Raw genomic sequence first — 16,108 nt, forward strand, 5'->3', positions numbered from 1 at the left:
GACCGCCGGCTCCTGCTCGGTCCGGCTGACCTGACACACCGGACGGAGGCGGGCGGTCCGGCGCCGTTTGCCGGGCCGCCCGCCTCCGCGTGTGCGGATCAGCGCTGAAAGCGCGGCTCAGTGGAAGAAGTGCCGCGTCCCCGTGAAGTACATGGTGACGCCCGCCTTCTGCGCCGCTTCCACGACCAGCTCGTCCCGCATCGAACCGCCGGGCTGCACCACGGCCTTGACCCCGGCGGCCGTCAGGATCTCCAGCCCGTCGGGGAACGGGAAGAACGCGTCCGAGGCCGCGTACGCACCGCGCGCCCGCTCCTCCCCCGCCCGCTCGACCGCCAGCTTCGCCGAGTCGACGCGGTTGACCTGGCCCATGCCGACGCCGACCGAGGCGCCGCCCTTGGCCAGCAGGATGGCGTTGGACTTGACGGCCCGGCACGCCTTCCAGGCGAAGGCGAGGTCCTCGAGCTCGGACGCGGACAGCGCCTCGCCCGTCGCCAGGGTCCAGTTGGCCGGGTCGTCGCCGTCGGCCTGGAGCCGGTCCGTCACCTGGAGCAGCACACCGCCGTCGATCGGCTTGACCTCGACCGGGTTGGCGGGCGCGCCGGCGGCCTTGAGCACCCGGATGTTCTTCTTCTTGGCGAGGGCTTCCAGCGCCCCCTCCTCGTAGTCGGGCGCGACGATGACCTCGGTGAAGATCTCCGCGACCTGCTCCGCCATCTCCTTGCTGACCGGCCGGTTGACGGCGATCACACCGCCGAACGCCGACAGCGGGTCGCACGCGTGCGCCTTGCGGTGCGCCTCGGCGACGTCAGAACCGACCGCGATACCGCACGGGTTGGCGTGCTTGATGATCGCGACACAGGGCTCGTCATGGTCGTACGCGGCACGGCGGGCGGCGTCCGTGTCCGTGTAGTTGTTGTACGACATCTCCTTGCCGTGCAGCTGCTCGGCCTTGGCGAGACCGCCACCCGTGCCGTCGACGTACAGGGCGGCGGGCTGGTGCGGGTTCTCGCCGTAGCGGAGGGTGTTATCGCGCTCCCAGGTGGCGCCGAGGAAGTCGGGGAACTGCGACTCGTCCACCGGGGCGTACGACGACGCGAACCAGGAGGCGACCGCCACGTCGTACGCGGCGGTGTGCTGGAAGGCCTCGGCGGCGAGCCGCTTGCGGGTGGTGAGGTCGAAGCCGCCGGTCTGTACGGCGCTCAGCACGTCGGCGTACCGCGCCGGGCTGGTGACCACGGCGACCGACGGGTGGTTCTTGGCGGCGGCGCGGACCATCGACGGGCCGCCGATGTCGATCTGCTCCACGCACTCGTCGGGCGAGGCGCCGGAGGCGACCGTCTCGCGGAACGGGTAGAGGTTGACGACGACCAGGTCGAAGGGCTCGACGCCCAGCTCGGCGAGCTGAGTGCGGTGATCCTCCAGGCGCAGGTCGGCGAGGATGCCCGCGTGCACCTTGGGGTGCAGGGTCTTGACCCGGCCGTCCAGGCACTCGGGGAAGCCGGTGAGCTCCTCGACCTTGGTGACGGGGACGCCGGCGGCGGCGATCCGGCCCGCCGTCGATCCCGTGGAGACGAGTTCCACGCCGGCCTCGTGCAGGCCACGGGCCAGCTCCTCCAGGCCGGTCTTGTCGTAGACGCTGACGAGCGCCCGGCGAAGGGCCCGCTTGTTGCTCTCGGCCGTGACAGTGATGTCGGCGGTGTCGGCGGTCACTGGATAACTACCTTTCGTCCCTCAATGCGATAGCCGTTGCGGGCGAGCCGCCCCACGACATCGACGAGCAGCCTTCGCTCGACTTCCTTGATGCGCTCGTGCAGAGCGCTCTCGTCGTCCTCGTCCCGGATCTCGACCACGCCCTGAGCGATGATCGGTCCGGTGTCGACGCCGTCGTCGACGAAGTGGACGGTGCAGCCGGTGACCCTCGCGCCGTACGCGAGTGCGTCGCGAACGCCGTGGGCCCCGGGAAAACTGGGCAGCAGGGCGGGGTGCGTGTTGACGAACCGCCCGCCGAACAGGGCCAGGAACTCCTTGCCCACGATCTTCATGAACCCGGCGGAGACGACCAGGTCGGGTTCGTACGCGGCCACCGCCCCGGCGAGCGCCGCGTCCCACTCCGCCCGGGTGCCGTGGTCCTTCACCCGGCACACGAAGGTCGGCAGCCCGGCCCGCTCCGCGCGCGCGAGCCCCTCGATGCCGTCGCGGTCGGCGCCGACCGCGACGATCTCGGCCCCGTAGGCCCCGGTGCCGGTGGCCGCGACGGTGTCGAGGAGCGCCTGCAGGTTCGTACCGGATCCGGAGACCAGCACGACAAGACGCTTGGCGGCCTGGGACTCGGCCACGGCGGGGCCCTTTCTCGGGGGAGCGTTTGTATGGTCGTACGAATGCTTCGCGCCCCGGGATACGGGGAAGTCTACGAAGCGGCCGACCGCCAGCAACGATACCGGCACTCCGGACAGCCCCCACGGGACGGGGGCGTGGCCGGAAGGTAGCGTCTGGGAGGAGCCGGTCCGGGAACGCGGTGGTCATGCGGTGCGTTCACGGGGTGGCGGCTCATGCCGAACAGCCGTAATGGACAGCCGTATCGACAGCCGTGAACCGACGGCCGTGATCAACAAGGGGAAGACGCTCACTTGATGTCGGACCGCAGCCTGCGACTCCTCACGCTCACCCCGCAGTCTGTGCTGCTGCGGGAGCGCCCCGCGTCCCCGCCCGACGCGCCCTCGGGCAAGAAGAACGGCGCCACGGGCGACACCGCCGACACCGGCGCGAACGACGACGGTCAGGGGACCTCGGCCCAGGACGACAACCCGTTCGCGCCACCGCCGGAAGGCACACCGGACAAGCCCTGGCAGCCCCGGCGTCCGGCGGGCGACGACGCCTCCGACGACAGCGGCGGCGGTGACTCACCGTGGGGCAGTCTGTGGAGCGACCGGCAGCCCGGCCGTTCCACGAGCGTCTTCGGCGACCGCTCCGGCCGGTCCGGCGGACAGGGTGGCCAGGGTGGCCCCGAGGGCCAGGGTGACGGGCAGGGCACCAACCCTCGCTGGGACCCGACGGACCCGGCCCAGCGCCAGGCGCGTTACGCACTGCTGTGCGGTATGTGGGCCTTCTTCTTCGCACTCTTCATGTGGCCGTACGTGGCGCTGTTGCTCGGCGCGCTCGCCCTGCACTGGGGTATCGGCGCCCTGCGCGCCAAGCCCCGCACCCCGAACCCGGACGTCCCGGCGCCCCCGCAGGGCACGGGCGGCGGGGGGCGGCAGCAGCGGACGGCCGCGATCAGCGGCCTGGTCACCGCCTCCCTGGCCCTCGCCATGGTCGCCGGGCTGTTCACCCTCCAGATCGTCTACCGCGACTACTACACGTGCGCGAACGACGCCCTCACGACCACCTCCGCGAAGGCCTGCAACGACCTGTTCCCGAAGCCACTCCGGAAGGTGTTCGGCTTGGACAGCTAGATCCGCGAACAGCTCTGCCCACGGCTACGACTGGCTACGGCTGAGCCTCTTCCGGCTCCGGCTCTGGTGGTGGCGTCGCCGACGCCTCCTTGAGCGCCGCCCAGCGAGCCTCGCGGGACGCGGTGTCGTCGTACCAGGGCGCCGGCGCCTGTGCCGATGGCAGTGACGGTGACGGCAGGTCTGCGGGGAGGAAGTCGTAGGCGGCTTCCAACTCGTAGGGGTCGCTCGCCTCGTAGGCGTCGTCGGCCACCGTCTCGTTCGGCTTCCTCGTCCCGTTGGGCAACGCCAGGGGCGTCAGCTTCAGCGTGCCGGTGTCCGTGGCGGTGTCCTTCGGCCGCTTCCGCAGCCGCCACGCGCGCAGCCCCAGGGCCGTCGGTACGGCGACGGCGGCCGTCCACGCGAGCGTCGCCGCGCCCGTCTGCCACCACACCGGCCCTACGTGGGCGAGGGCGTCGCTCCCGAGCGGCCCGCCCGCCAGCGCGGCAAGCGCCGCGAGCGCGCCCGCGCACAGGGCGGCGGCAAGACCCGCGTTCGCAGCGGTACGCCCGCCCGACCATGGAGCCTTCCCTGCCCCTGCCCCCGTCCCTGTCCCTGCCGCCCGCGCCGTGAACCAGGCCACGGTCAGCCCGGCCGCCATCGGTACCGCGGTGACCGCCCAGGCCAGCGGGGTACCCGGACCCGCGTCCGGTACCGCCGACAGCAGCGGGAACGGCGGCAGCAGCGGCGCCGGGTCGGAGGCCAGCGGCCCGGTGACGTGGCCCGCGCCGAGCGCGAAACCCGGGCCGAGGGCGTAGGAAGCGCCCCACAGTGCCGCGTTGGGGATGAGGGCCAGACAGAGCAGCAGTACGGCGATCCGGCCCGACCACGCCTCCGTCAGCTGGAGGAAGGAGGCCCGGGCGGCCCCGCCGTGCCCCACCAGCGACACCGCGACGAGCAGCGCCCCGCCCCCGACGAACACGGCGGTACCCGCCCCGGCGGCCCTCCCGACGGCCAGACCACGGCCACGGGCATCCGCGTCCAGCACGCGTCGGCGTACCCACCTGGGCAGCAGATACAGCACCCGGGGCGACAGGGGTCCGCACGGTCGGCCGTACGCCGTCCACACCCCGGCACCCGCCGCCGCCATGACGAGCAGCGGCACGCATACGGCCGTCCACGCCCAGTCGGGACGCAGCCCGCCCCCGGCCGCGTACAGCGCGACGCCCCCGCCGACGGTCAGATACCCGGCGACCACGCCGAGCCAGACGGTACGGGCGGGAAGAAGGGGCGCGTCCTGTGTCGCGCCCTCTTCCTCCGGGCCCTCCGTCGCGTCGCGGGCTGCGCGGTGCAGCAGCCAGCCCGGGAGCGCGAGCAGCAGGAGCGGGGTGACGCCGACGGGGGCGGGGACGCCGGACAGGCTGTCCACGCGGACGAGTTCGGCGCCGTGGGCGAGCAGCCAGAGTGCGGCGGCGATGTGCAGCGCGCCGTCGGGGCCGCTGTCCGGATACGGCGAGCTGATCCACAGCACCATGACGAGCACGGCGAACGAACCGAGCCCCAGTCCGGCCGCGACCGCGCCGCCGAGCAGGCCCGCGCCGAGTCCGGGGGAACGGTCGCGCAGACGGTCGCGGAGCCGATCGCGGAGCCGATCGCGCAACCGGGAACGGCCCCGGGAGCGGGCCCGGGTACGCAGGGGCGGGAAGGGGAGCCGGCGGTCGGTCGTCTGGGTCACGAGCGCCATGCTCCCAACGACACGCGCTTTCCCGTCGTAACAGGCGAACTTACGACGTGTCACTCAATATACGTTTTATGTACTTTTCCGCGCGAAGGGGCCCCCGGTGACGCAAAGCCCCACCATCCCGCTGCCCCCGCCCGCCGAACGCCGGCGCCTGCGCGAGGCCCAGTCGCTGACGCGGGCTCAGGTCGCGACACGGGTGGGCGTCAGCCGCGAGACGGTACGCGCGTGGGAGACCGGCCGTACGACACCGCGCGGACGCAAGGCACAGACGTACGCGAGCCTGCTGGCGTCGGCACCTGCGCCGACACCGGCGCCGACGCCCGTAGCCCTGGCCGTACCCGTAGCCGCAGCCGTCGCGGAAAAGGGGACGGTCGACGCCCCCATCGCGCCCCTGACGCCCACTCAGGCCTTCGACGCGCTCTACGCGTTCTGCGCCCCCGCCCTCGTACGGCAGACCTATCTCCTCACCGGGCGGCGGGAGTTGGCGCGCGAGTCGGTCGAACGGGCGTTCCAGCTGGCCTGGCACCGCTGGCCCGAGGTGGCCGTGGACCCGGACCCGGCGGGGTGGGTACGGGCGACGGCGTACGAGTGTGCCCTCTCCCCCTGGCACCGCTTCCGGGCCCGCCACCGCCACCCGGAGGCCCCGCCCGCCGACCCGGCCGACCGCGCGCTGCTGTCCGTCCTCCTGAGACTCCCCCCGCCGTACCGCCGCACCCTGCTCCTCCACGACGGACTGGGCCTCGGCCTGCCCGAGACGGCGGCGGAGACGGAGGCGAGCACCCGGGCGGCGGCGGGCCGTCTCCTCCACGCCCGCGAGACGGTGGCGACCCGCCTGCCGGACCTCACGGATCCGGCCCGCCTCGCGCCCCGTCTGGCGGGCCTGGCCACCCACGCCCGGCTGCGCGCCCCCCGCCCCTCGTCCGTCCGCGCGGGCAGCGAACGCCGCGCCCGCAACTGGACCCAGGCGGCGATCGCCTTCACCGTCGCCCTGATCGGCGCCACCGCGTTCACCCTCCACACGGCTCCGACGCAGTACGAGCCACCGGTGGCTCCGGGGACAACAGTGCGGGGAGTACCACCGCAGGCGGCCCCGGGACCGTTGTCCCGGACGGAACGGGACCTCCGCGAGAAACTTCGGAACGCGACGCAGAGCGGCCCCGACAGGGTCCTGCCGGTGCCCAGGTGAGATACGCATGGCTGTGGGCCCGTCCCGGCAAGGGGAACGGGCCCACATGGGTTCAGCTCAGTACCGCGAGGAAACGTCAGCCGGCGAGAATCTCACGCGCCAGCTTCGCCGTCTCGGTCGGCGTCTTGCCGACCTTGACACCGGCGGCCTCAAGGGCCTCCTTCTTCGCGGCAGCCGTACCCGACGAGCCGGAGACGATGGCACCGGCGTGGCCCATCGTCTTGCCCTCGGGGGCCGTGAAGCCCGCGACGTAACCGACAACCGGCTTCGTCACGTTCTTCGCGATGAAGTCCGCGGCACGCTCCTCGGCGTCACCGCCGATCTCACCGATCATCACGATCAGATCGGTGTCGGGGTCCGCCTCGAACGCGGCCAGCGCGTCGATGTGCGTCGTCCCGATGACCGGGTCGCCACCGATACCGACCGCCGACGAGAAGCCGATGTCACGGAGCTCGTACATCATCTGGTACGTCAGCGTGCCGGACTTCGAGACCAGACCGATACGGCCCGGCTTCGTGATGTCGCCCGGGATGATGCCGGCGTTCGACTGGCCCGGGGTGATGAGACCGGGGCAGTTCGGGCCGATGATGCGGGTCTTGTTGCCCTTCGACTTCGCGTACGCCCAGAAGGCGGCGGAGTCGTGGACCGCGATGCCCTCGGTGATGACGACCGCGAGGGGGATCTCCGCGTCGATCGCCTCGACCACGGCGGCCTTGGCGAAGGCCGGCGGTACGAAGAGGACCGATACGTTCGCGCCCGTCTTCTCGATCGCCTCGGCGACCGTGCCGAAGACCGGGATCTCGGTGCCGTCGATGTCGACGGAGGTGCCCGCCTTGCGCGGGTTCACGCCACCGACGATGTTGGAGCCGTCCGCCAGCATGAGCTTGGTGTGCTTCATGCCCGTGGCACCGGTCATGCCCTGGACGATGATCTTGCTGTCTTTGTCGAGGAAGATAGCCATGGCTGTGTCTGTCCCTCTTCCTTACTTCGCAGCCGCGAGCTCGGCGGCCTTGTCGGCCGCGCCGTCCATGGTGTCCACCCGCTGGACCAGCGGGTGGTTGGCGTCGGAGAGGATCTTGCGACCCAGCTCGGCGTTGTTGCCGTCGAGACGGACGACGAGGGGCTTGGAGACTTCCTCACCCTTGTCCGCGAGCAGCTGCAGCGCCTGCACGATGCCGTTGGCGACCTCGTCGCACGCGGTGATGCCGCCGAAGACGTTGACGAACACGGACTTGACGTCCGGGTCACCGAGGATGATCTCCAGGCCGTTCGCCATGACGGCGGCGGAGGCGCCACCGCCGATGTCGAGGAAGTTGGCGGGCTTGACCCCACCGTGCGCCTCACCGGCGTACGCGACGACGTCGAGGGTGCTCATGACGAGACCCGCGCCGTTGCCGATGATGCCGACCTCACCGTCGAGCTTGACGTAGTTGAGGTTCTTGGCCTTCGCGGCGGCCTCGAGCGGGTTGGCCGCGTCCTTGTCCTCGAGCGCCGCGTGGTCCGGCTGGCGGAACTCGGCGTTCTCGTCCAGGGACACCTTGCCGTCGAGGGCGATGACCTTGCCGGAGGCGACCTTGGCGAGGGGGTTGACCTCGACGAGGAGGGCGTCCTCCTTGATGAAGGTGTCCCACAGGGTCACGAGGATCTCGGCGACCTGCTCGGCGACCTCGGCCGGGAACTTCGCCTGCGCGACGATCTCGCGGGCCTTCTCGATGCTCACGCCCTCGTTGGCGTCGACCGGGACCTTCGCGAGGGCCTCGGGGTTCTCCTCCGCGACGACCTCGATCTCCACGCCGCCCTGGACGGACGCCATGGCGAGGAAGGTGCGGTTGGTGCGGTCGAGGAGGTACGAGACGTAGTACTCCTCGACGATCTCGGGGGCGGTCTCGGCGATCATCACCTTGTGGACCGTGTGGCCCTTGATGTCCATGCCGAGGATGTCCGTCGCGCGGGCGACGGCCTCGTCCGGGGTGGCGGCGAGCTTCACGCCGCCGGCCTTTCCACGACCACCGACCTTCACCTGCGCCTTGATGACGGACTTGCCGCCCAGACGCTCGGTCGCCGCGCGCGCCGCCTCAGGCGTGTCGATGACTTCACCGGCCAGCACCGGTACACCGTGCTTGGCGAAGAGGTCCCTCGCCTGGTACTCGAACAGGTCCACGCGCGTCCGTCCCTATCAGTGATCTCGCGGTTCGTTGTCTGCGTGGGCGTGCCGCGATGGGCAACGTGACGTCCGCTGTGTCACAAGGGTGGCGCACACGGTGTCCGAGCGCGCGGCATGTCCGTCCCGCAGGTTATCGCCGCACCCCGCAGGTCCCTAAATCAGGAATCACACCTGAGCGGTGATACCTGTCACAGAGTGCCACTGACGGCCCCGAATCGTCCCGTTCGAGGGCCGTAAAGACGCGTTACGAATGCATAGGGGCGCAAAGGTGAGGCCTCACCGCGCCGGGGTGGGCCCCGTGAGGCCCCTGGAAGGCCCGCCAACGGTTTCGGCGGCCCCCCGGCAAGCGGTCCTCACCCCTGAGGGAGCCGCTCGCCACTGCCCGCCGGGCACGCCCCGACCGGACCGATGGCGTTCGGCCGTACGGGGACTCTCCCGGCGGAGTCCGGAAGATCCGCGCGTCAGGCGAGCGGGGGTCACGGCGAGTGCGCGGAGAGGCCAGGGTCCCGGCTGGCACTCCGTGCAGTCGTCGCCCGCCGACTCAACGCGACGGCATGCCCATCGCCGTGCCCACCCTGCCGGGGACCGCCACGATCGACGACCGCCCGATTCACGCGGCTCACACCGCCCACTCGGCTCACTCGGCTCACTCGGTGTCGGGTATCGGCAGCGGGCGCTTCTCGATCGCCGCGGCCATGATGTCCGGGAACAGATCGGGCGTGCAGGCGAACGCCGGTGCGCCCAGCGCCGCGAGTGCCGCCGCGTGCTCCCTGTCGTACGCCGGCGCCCCCTCGTCCGACAGCGCGAGCAGCGTCACGAACTGCACCCCGGACGCCTTCATCGCGGCGACCCGCTTCAGCATCTCGTCGCGTATGCCTCCCTCGTAGAGGTCACTGATCAGCACGACCACGGTCTCGGCGGGCCGGGTGATCTTCGACTGGCAGTAGGCGAGCGCCCTGTTGATGTCCGTGCCGCCGCCGAGCTGCGTACCGAACAGCACATCCACCGGATCGTCGAGCTGATCGGTGAGGTCGACGACCGCCGTGTCGAAGACGACGAGCCTGGTGTCGATCGACCGCATGGACGCCAGCACCGCCCCGAACACCGACGCGTACACCACCGACGCCGCCATCGACCCCGACTGGTCGATGCACAGGACGACCTCCTTCTTCACCGACCGGGAGGCGCGCCCGTAGCCGATGAGCCGCTCCGGCACGATCGTGCGGTACTCGGGGAGGTAGTGCTTGAGGTTGGCCGCGATCGTGCGGTTCCAGTCGATGTCGTGATGGCGCGGCCTGCTGATACGGGCACTGCGGTCCAGGGCACCGGTGAGCGTGGCCCGGGTCCGCGTGGCGAGCCTCTTCTCGAGGTCCGCGACGACCTTGCGTACGACCGCTCTCGCCGTCTCCTTCGTCGTCTCCGGCATCACCTTGTTGAGGGAGAGCAGCGTGCCGACGAGGTGGACGTCCGCCTCGACCGCCTCCAGCATCTCGGGCTCCAGCAGGAGGGCGGAGAGCCCGAGCCGGTCGATGGCGTCCCGCTGCATGATCTGTACGACGGACGACGGGAAGTACGTCCGGATGTCGCCGAGCCATCGCGCGACCGACGGCGCGGACGCCCCGAGCCCCGCCGAACGGTCCCGCCCCGCCCGGTCCTTGGCCCCGTCCCCTCTCCCGTAGAGCGCGGTGAGTGTCCCGTCCATCGCGGCGTCCTGTCCGGAGAGCGCGCACCCGGTACCGTCCGCCGCGTCGCCCCCGAGCACGAGCCGCCACCGCCGCAACCGCTCCTGTGCCGGATCCGCCGACTCGGTCGCCGTCGTCATGTCCCCACCCCCACAAGGTTGTTGTCGTCGACGCCCCCGTCACCCGCGTCCGACGGCCCCAGCAGCAGCCGCAGCACCGGCAGCACGGCATCCGCTCGCCGGGGGTCGAGGTCGGGTGCGAAGCCCGGCAGACCGGCGGCGCCTGCCACCGCGCTCCCCCGCTTCCCCGGACCGCGCCGGACCAGTTCCCCCAGGGTTCTGCGCACGCCGGGCTCGTACACCGAGAAGGTGCGCCTCAGCAGGGGCAGCACATCGGTGAACGCCGCCGCCGGCACCCCGGTCAGCCAGGCGTCGACCAGCCCGAGCAGCCGTTCGTCGTGCACCAGCAGCATCCCGCCCCCGGAGCCGCCCCCGACGAACCCCTCGATCCACGCTGCCGCGTCCCCCGGCGCCGTGCCGGGCGACAGCACGAGCCCCATGAGGACCGCCGCCTCGTCCTGCGCCAGCTCCCCGTCGTCCAGCAGCAACCGCACGGCCCGCCCACGCACGACTCCGGCCACACTGTCCCGCCCGGACAACACCCGGAGCACGGAGTGCCAGCGGCTCCGCAGCTTGCTGTGGTGTCCCGGCGCGCGGACATCCTCGGCGGCGTCCGCGAAAGCCCCGGGGGACGAGGAGGCCGAGGTGGCAGAGGTGGCAGAGGTGGCCGCAGTGCCACTCGCAGGAGCGTCCTCGGGTTCAGAGACTCTCGCGGGGACCTCCGCGGCAGCGCCCGCGGAGACGACGCCCGGAGACGCCCCCGCAGCAGCGGTATCCACCGGAGCCTTCACCGGAACCGCGTTCATGCCCGCGGCCTCCCCGAGCAGCCCCACCGCCCCGTGCACCGCGTCCACATGGCGCCGCATTTCCTCGGCGGCCTCCGTGTCGAGCGCGGCGCAGGCCGGGGGCAGGCCGACGAAGACCCGCTCGGCGAGACCCGCCGCGACCTCGGCCAGCGCCCGGGTGTCCGTGCCGCGGACGTCGCCGTAGCGCAGGGACCGGACCAGCGCCGGCAGGGCCTGGGCCAGATGACCCACGTCGGCGTCCAGGGCCGCGCGGTCGGCGAGGACGCGCATCACCACGGGGAGCGCGTCGGCCAGTTCGGCGAGCAGACAGCGCTCGGCGAGCGCGGTCACGCCGGCCAGCGAGCCCGCGCCGACGGCGTCGGCCTCCGCTCTGGCGGTCGCCGCCGAGAGCACGGTCGTCCCCCACACACCGGCCTCGGCGACCCGTATCGCCAGCTCCGGCTCCCACCGCAGCCGCCACGTCTCGCGGAAGGTACCGGTACTGCCGCGCGACGCCGCGGGCTCGCCCCAGCCGATCCCGAGCAGCCGCAGGCGGTGCAGCAGCCGACTGCGTTCGGCGTCGGTGTCCTTGCGCAGGTCGAGCTCCAACTCCCTTTCCAGCGCCTCCGGTTTGAGCCGCAACCGGCGCTGAAGCCGCGTCAGGTCACGCTGCAACGGCACAGCGGGCGCCGCCTGGGGTACCTCCCCGAGCACGTCCCCGACGACGAGCCGGTCCTGCACCAGGGCCAGCGGGACGTCCGAGCCCTCGCACATCACCGCCCGCACGGCGTCCGTCGTCTCGGTGAGCCCCGGCAGCGGGCGGCCCCGCATCGCGGCGAGCGTCTCCGCCAGCCGCACCGCCTCGATGACGTGCGCCGAGGAGACCATCCTGTCCTCGTCGCGCAGCAGCCCAGCCACCTTGGTCATCCACCGCTCGACCGGCCGGTCCCGCGCGCCGAACAGATGCCCGTACCAGCCGGGCGAGTCGATGCCCGCCCCGTAACCGCCGGCCCGCGCGAGCCTCCGGTGCGTCCACGGCACCCAGGTCACATCCACCTTGACCTTGGGCAGACCCTTCAGCAGCGCCCGGTCGGCGGCGACGGCGATCTTCTGCCGCAGCGCGGGCACATGCCACGCCCCGCACACCACGGCCACCGCCGTGTCCCCGAACTCCCGCTGCGCCGACCGCACCTGGAGCCGCATGTACGCCTCCCGCACCGGATCCCGGTCATGGCCCCCGGTCCCGTACACCTCGCGCAACGCGCCCATGGCCTCTTCGAGCACCTCGAAGGGAGCGAACGCGTCCCCCTCCCCCGTCCCCCGGTGCTCGACGACGTCCTCCCACCAGCGCTCCGGATCGTCGTAACCGCCGGTCCGCGCGAGCACGGCGAGCGGATCGACCCGCAGATCGGCATGGTCGGCATCCGGGGCGGTGTCCGGGCCGGTATCCGCGTCCGGTTCCGGCGAACGGCCGTCGCTTCCCTCGCCCTGGCTCTCGCCGTCACCCCCGCCCCCGCCCTCGTTCTCGTTCTCCCACGCCAGCGTGTGCGTGGCGGGGAGGTCGATGAAGCGGGCGGGGACCCCGTGTTCGAGGGCCCAGCGGATCGCCACCCACTCCGGGGAGAACTCGGCCAGCGGCCAGAACGCCGAGCGGCCGGGTTCGTCCACGGCGTGGGCCAGCAGGGCGACCGGCGGCCGCATGTCCTCGTCGGCGGCCAGCGGGATCAGTGCGTCGGCCTCGGGCGGCCCCTCGATCAGTACGACCGCCGGCCGTGCCGCAGCCAACGCGGCCCGCACCGCCCGCGCCGACCCGGGCCCGTGATGCCGCACACCGAGCAGCAACGGCCCGGCGCCGGCCTCAATGTCCCTCACACCGCCCCCTCCTGCTCCACATCGAGTCATCGTCACCGACCGCTTCACTCACGCCACCGAACGGCACGGACACCGAACCGCCTCCCACCGACATCCCGTACACACGCCCCCGTCCATCCGCGCCCGCGCCCGCAGCACGGCTCATGCGCTCACCTCCCGGCACGCCCGGTAGAAGTCCTTCCAGCCGTCGCGTTCGCGGACCACCGCCTCCAGGTACTCCTGCCAGACGACCCGGTCTGCCACCGGATCGCGGACGACTGCGCCGAGGATGCCCGCCGCGACGTCGGAGGCCCGCAGGACGCCGTCGCCGAAGTGGGCCGCCAGGGCCAGGCCGCTGGTGACGACCGAGATCGCCTCGGCGGTCGACAGCGTGCCGCTGGGCGACTTCAGCTTCGTCCGGCCGTCGGACGTGATCCCGTCGCGCAGTTCGCGGAAGACGGTCACGACGCGACGGATCTCGTCGACGCCGTCCGGCACGGCCGGCAGGTCGAGTGAGCGGCCGATCTGGTCGACCCGGCGCGAGACGATGTCGACCTCGGCATCGGCGCTCTCCGGAAGTGGCAGCACCACCGTGTTGAAGCGGCGGCGCAGGGCGCTGGACAGCTCGTTGACCCCGCGGTCACGGTCGTTGGCCGTCGCGATCAGGTTGAATCCGCGTACCGCCTGCACCTCCTGCCCCAACTCCGGTATCGGCAGGTTCTTTTCCGACAGGATCGTGATCAGCGTGTCCTGCACGTCGGCCGGGATACGGGTCAGCTCCTCGACGCGGGCCGTCATCCCCTCCGCCATCGCCCGCATGACGGGGCTGGGCACGAGAGCCTCGCGGCTCGGACCGTGCGCGAGCAGCCGTGCGTAGTTCCAGCCGTACCGGATCGCCTCCTCCGGCGTGCCGGCCGTGCCCTGGACGAGCAGCGTGGAGTCGCCGCTGACAGCCGCCGCCAGGTGCTCGGACACCCAGGTCTTCGCCGTACCGGGCACGCCGAGCAGCAACAGGGCACGGTCGGTCGCGAGGGTCGTGACGGCGACCTCGACGATGCGGCGCGGGCCCACGTACTTCGGTGTGATCACCGTGCCGTCGGGCAGGGTGCCGCCTTGAAGGTAGGTCGCGACGGCCCACGGGGACAGTTTCCAGCGGGCCGGGCGCGGGCGGTCGTCCTGTGCGGCCAGCGCCGCGAGTTCGGCGGCGAAGGCGTCCTCGGCGTGCGGACGCAGTTCCTCCGTGCGGTTCGCGTGCGCGGACTGCTCGTGACGCGGGTCGACGGATGTCGGTCCAGCGGATACAGGCATGGCTCGGTCCCCCTCCAGCTCGGCCGGTCTTGGCCCGTTCGGATCTGGTGTCCACACTGCACCACGCCACTGACAACGCGGTCTGACCTGCGAAAATGCCGTTTCGATGGCTGAGTGGAGATCGCCGCGAGGGCCGATTGTCAGTGCCGGGATCTACCGTCGGTGTCATGACTCAGCAGGGGGTGCGCTGGACGGCGGATCAGGTGCTGGCACTGGCGCCTGACGTCTCGTCACGCAAAGCGGGAAGCAAACTCGGCGCGGCCGGGCCGTGGTCGGAAGCCGGCGGTTCTGACGAGGGGACGGTGTGGGGACTGTGCAAGGGCAGTGGCAGCAAGCCGTATCAGACGGTCGTCGACATCGCGGACGCCACCGGGCCCGCGTACAAGTGCAGTTGTCCGAGCCGCAAGTTCCCGTGCAAGCACGCACTCGGGCTGCTGCTGCTCTGGGCGGGCGAGGACGGCGCGGTACCGCGAGGGGAGGCGCCGGGCTGGGCGGAGGAGTGGCTGGCGGGGCGGCGGAAGCGCACGGAGGAGAAACGGACGGCCGACGCGGCCGGTTCCCCGTCCGGGTCCGGTGATCCGGAGGCGGCACGGCGCAGGGCGGAGCGCCGGGCCGAGCGGATCACGGCGGGGGCGACGGAGCTGGAGCAGCGCCTCGCCGACCTGCTGCGCGGCGGCCTGGCCACCGCGGAGCAGACGGGGTACGGGCTGTGGGAGGAGACGGCGGCCCGCATGGTCGATGCCCAGGCGCCCGGACTGGCGGCGCGGGTAAGGGAGTTGGGGGCGATACCGGCGTCCGGCCCGGGCTGGCCGGTGCGGTTGCTGGAGGAGTGCGCGCTGCTCCACCTCCTCGACCGGGGCTGGCTGCGCCGGGACGAGCTGCCGGACGGTCTGGCGGCGACGGTGCGCTCGCGGATCGGCCTGCCCGGCTCGGCGGACGGCCCGCCGGTGCGCGACCAGTGGCTGGTCCTCGCCCAGTACCAGACGGCGGACGCCCGCCTGACGACCCGCCGGATCTGGCTGCACGGCGCGGAGTCGGGCCGTACCGCCCTGCTGCTCTCGTACGGGGCCGCCGGCCGAGCCCCCGAACTGGCGCTGCCGGTCGGCCTCGCGTTCGACGCAGAGGTGTCCGCGTATCCCGGCGCCGGGCAGTTGCGGGCGGCCCTGGGCGAGCGGTTCACACCGCCCGCGCCGACGGAGGTGCGGCCGCCGGGGACGACGACCACGCGCGCGGCGGAGCGCTACGGGGAGGCGCTCAGGGACGACCCCTGGCTGGACTCCTTCCCGGTGACGCTGGACCGGGTCATACCCGTCCCGGACGGCGCCTCCTGGCAACTGGCCGATGCTGACTCCGACCTGGCGCTGCCCCTGGCTCCCTCCGCTGTCGCCCACCCGGGGCTGTGGCGCCTCGTCGCCCTCTCGGGCGGAGCCCCTGTCACGGTCTTCGGCGAGTGCGGTCACCGGGGATTCACTCCGCTGACGGCCTGGCCGGAGGGAGCGGCAGGACAAGCGGTCCCGCTGTGCTGAGGCAGCTCGACACGCCACGCCGCACGGCTCCACGACGCCACGACGCCACGACGCCACGACGCCACGACGCCACGACGAAAGGGAATCTTATGAACGGCAGCAGGGCCTCCGCCCTCGTGGGCTCGCCGGCCGCGGATGCCTGGGAGGAGCTGGTCACCGCGGCACTGCTCGGTACCGAGCGACGTACGCCCCCGGGCTGCCCTCCGGGCAGGCAGGCGCCGGTCGCGCTGCTCGACGCGGCGGCCGTGGAGACCGTACGGCGGCGGGCAGGGCTGCGACCGGCCCGGGCGGCGACACGGCCGGAGCCCGCCGCGGCGG

At 72.4% G+C, this 16,108-nt stretch carries 11 protein-coding genes and 1 pseudogene; 4 read left to right on the plus strand and 8 right to left on the minus strand.

Annotated features, from left to right (window positions below; genetic code table 11):
- Positions 1–117: 117 nt before the first annotated feature.
- Positions 118–1,689, minus strand: coding sequence for a bifunctional phosphoribosylaminoimidazolecarboxamide formyltransferase/IMP cyclohydrolase (gene purH / locus G3I71_RS41390; RefSeq protein WP_164323451.1), 1,572 nt, complete (start codon positions 1,687–1,689; stop codon positions 118–120).
- A 17-nt stretch (positions 1,690–1,706) separates the two neighbouring features.
- The gene (purN, locus tag G3I71_RS41395; protein WP_164323430.1) at positions 1,707–2,336 is read right to left on the minus strand and encodes a phosphoribosylglycinamide formyltransferase; all 630 of its coding nucleotides are present in this window, start codon (positions 2,334–2,336) and stop codon (positions 1,707–1,709) included.
- A 294-nt stretch (positions 2,337–2,630) separates the two neighbouring features.
- Between purN and G3I71_RS41400 the strand changes: the two genes are divergently transcribed.
- Positions 2,631–3,452: a hypothetical protein gene (locus tag G3I71_RS41400; RefSeq protein WP_164323432.1), complete on the plus strand. Its 822-nt coding sequence runs from the start codon at positions 2,631–2,633 to the stop codon at positions 3,450–3,452.
- Positions 3,453–3,486: 34 nt separating this feature from the next.
- On the opposite strand, the gene G3I71_RS41405 is transcribed toward G3I71_RS41400, so the two are convergent.
- The gene (locus G3I71_RS41405; RefSeq protein WP_164323434.1) at positions 3,487–5,172 is read right to left on the minus strand and encodes a DUF6350 family protein; all 1,686 of its coding nucleotides are present in this window, start codon (positions 5,170–5,172) and stop codon (positions 3,487–3,489) included.
- 97 nt (positions 5,173–5,269) lie between these two features.
- Here G3I71_RS41405 and G3I71_RS41410 point away from each other — a divergent pair, with 97 nt between their 5' ends.
- A complete protein-coding gene (locus tag G3I71_RS41410) occupies positions 5,270–6,355 on the plus strand; it encodes a helix-turn-helix domain-containing protein (protein ID WP_164323436.1) in 1,086 nt (361 codons plus the stop codon).
- A gap of 76 nt (positions 6,356–6,431) precedes the next feature.
- On the opposite strand, the gene sucD is transcribed toward G3I71_RS41410, so the two are convergent.
- From sucD to G3I71_RS41435, 5 genes are all read right to left on the minus strand, one after another.
- Positions 6,432–7,316, minus strand: a complete 885-nt coding sequence (gene sucD, locus G3I71_RS41415) for a succinate--CoA ligase subunit alpha (RefSeq protein ID WP_164323438.1) — start codon at positions 7,314–7,316, stop codon at positions 6,432–6,434.
- 21 nt (positions 7,317–7,337) lie between these two features.
- Entirely contained in the window at positions 7,338–8,516 is a 1,179-nt protein-coding gene (gene sucC, locus G3I71_RS41420; protein ID WP_164323440.1) for an ADP-forming succinate--CoA ligase subunit beta, read from the minus strand.
- A gap of 649 nt (positions 8,517–9,165) precedes the next feature.
- Positions 9,166–10,341 (minus strand): VWA domain-containing protein, encoded by a 1,176-nt coding sequence (locus G3I71_RS41425; RefSeq protein ID WP_164323442.1) that lies wholly within the window; start codon positions 10,339–10,341, stop codon positions 9,166–9,168.
- Entirely contained in the window at positions 10,338–13,007 is a 2,670-nt protein-coding gene (locus G3I71_RS41430; protein WP_164323453.1) for a DUF5682 family protein, read from the minus strand. The genes G3I71_RS41425 and G3I71_RS41430 overlap by 4 nt, the downstream gene beginning before the upstream one ends.
- Positions 13,008–13,118: 111 nt before the next feature.
- Entirely contained in the window at positions 13,119–14,264 is a 1,146-nt protein-coding gene (locus G3I71_RS41435) for an AAA family ATPase (RefSeq protein WP_164323444.1), read from the minus strand.
- Between the two features lie 167 nt (positions 14,265–14,431).
- Between G3I71_RS41435 and G3I71_RS41440 the strand changes: the two genes are divergently transcribed.
- Together G3I71_RS41440 and G3I71_RS41445 are read left to right on the plus strand one after the other, a co-directional pair.
- Positions 14,432–15,790, plus strand: coding sequence for an SWIM zinc finger family protein (locus tag G3I71_RS41440; protein ID WP_164323446.1), 1,359 nt, complete (start codon positions 14,432–14,434; stop codon positions 15,788–15,790).
- Between the two features lie 89 nt (positions 15,791–15,879).
- Positions 15,880–16,108, plus strand: a pseudogene (locus G3I71_RS41445) (hypothetical protein); the annotation flags it as partial.

The organism is Streptomyces sp. SID12501 (assembly GCF_010550245.1).
GTDB lineage: Bacteria > Actinomycetota > Actinomycetes > Streptomycetales > Streptomycetaceae > Streptomyces.

What these genes read in the sequence shown, in the direction of transcription:
- sucD (WP_164323438.1), bottom strand. Translation starts at nt 7,316, where the DNA reads ATGGCTATCTTCCTCGACAAAGACAGCAAGATCATCGTCCAGGGCATG.
- G3I71_RS41430 (WP_164323453.1), bottom strand. Translation starts at nt 13,007, where the DNA reads ATGACTCGATGTGGAGCAGGAGGGGGCGGTGTGAGGGACATTGAGGCC.
- G3I71_RS41425 (WP_164323442.1), bottom strand. Translation starts at nt 10,341, where the DNA reads ATGACGACGGCGACCGAGTCGGCGGATCCGGCACAGGAGCGGTTGCGG.
- G3I71_RS41400 (WP_164323432.1), top strand. Translation starts at nt 2,631, where the DNA reads ATGTCGGACCGCAGCCTGCGACTCCTCACGCTCACCCCGCAGTCTGTG.
- G3I71_RS41435 (WP_164323444.1), bottom strand. Translation starts at nt 14,264, where the DNA reads ATGCCTGTATCCGCTGGACCGACATCCGTCGACCCGCGTCACGAGCAG.
- G3I71_RS41405 (WP_164323434.1), bottom strand. Translation starts at nt 5,172, where the DNA reads ATGGCGCTCGTGACCCAGACGACCGACCGCCGGCTCCCCTTCCCGCCC.
- G3I71_RS41440 (WP_164323446.1), top strand. Translation starts at nt 14,432, where the DNA reads ATGACTCAGCAGGGGGTGCGCTGGACGGCGGATCAGGTGCTGGCACTG.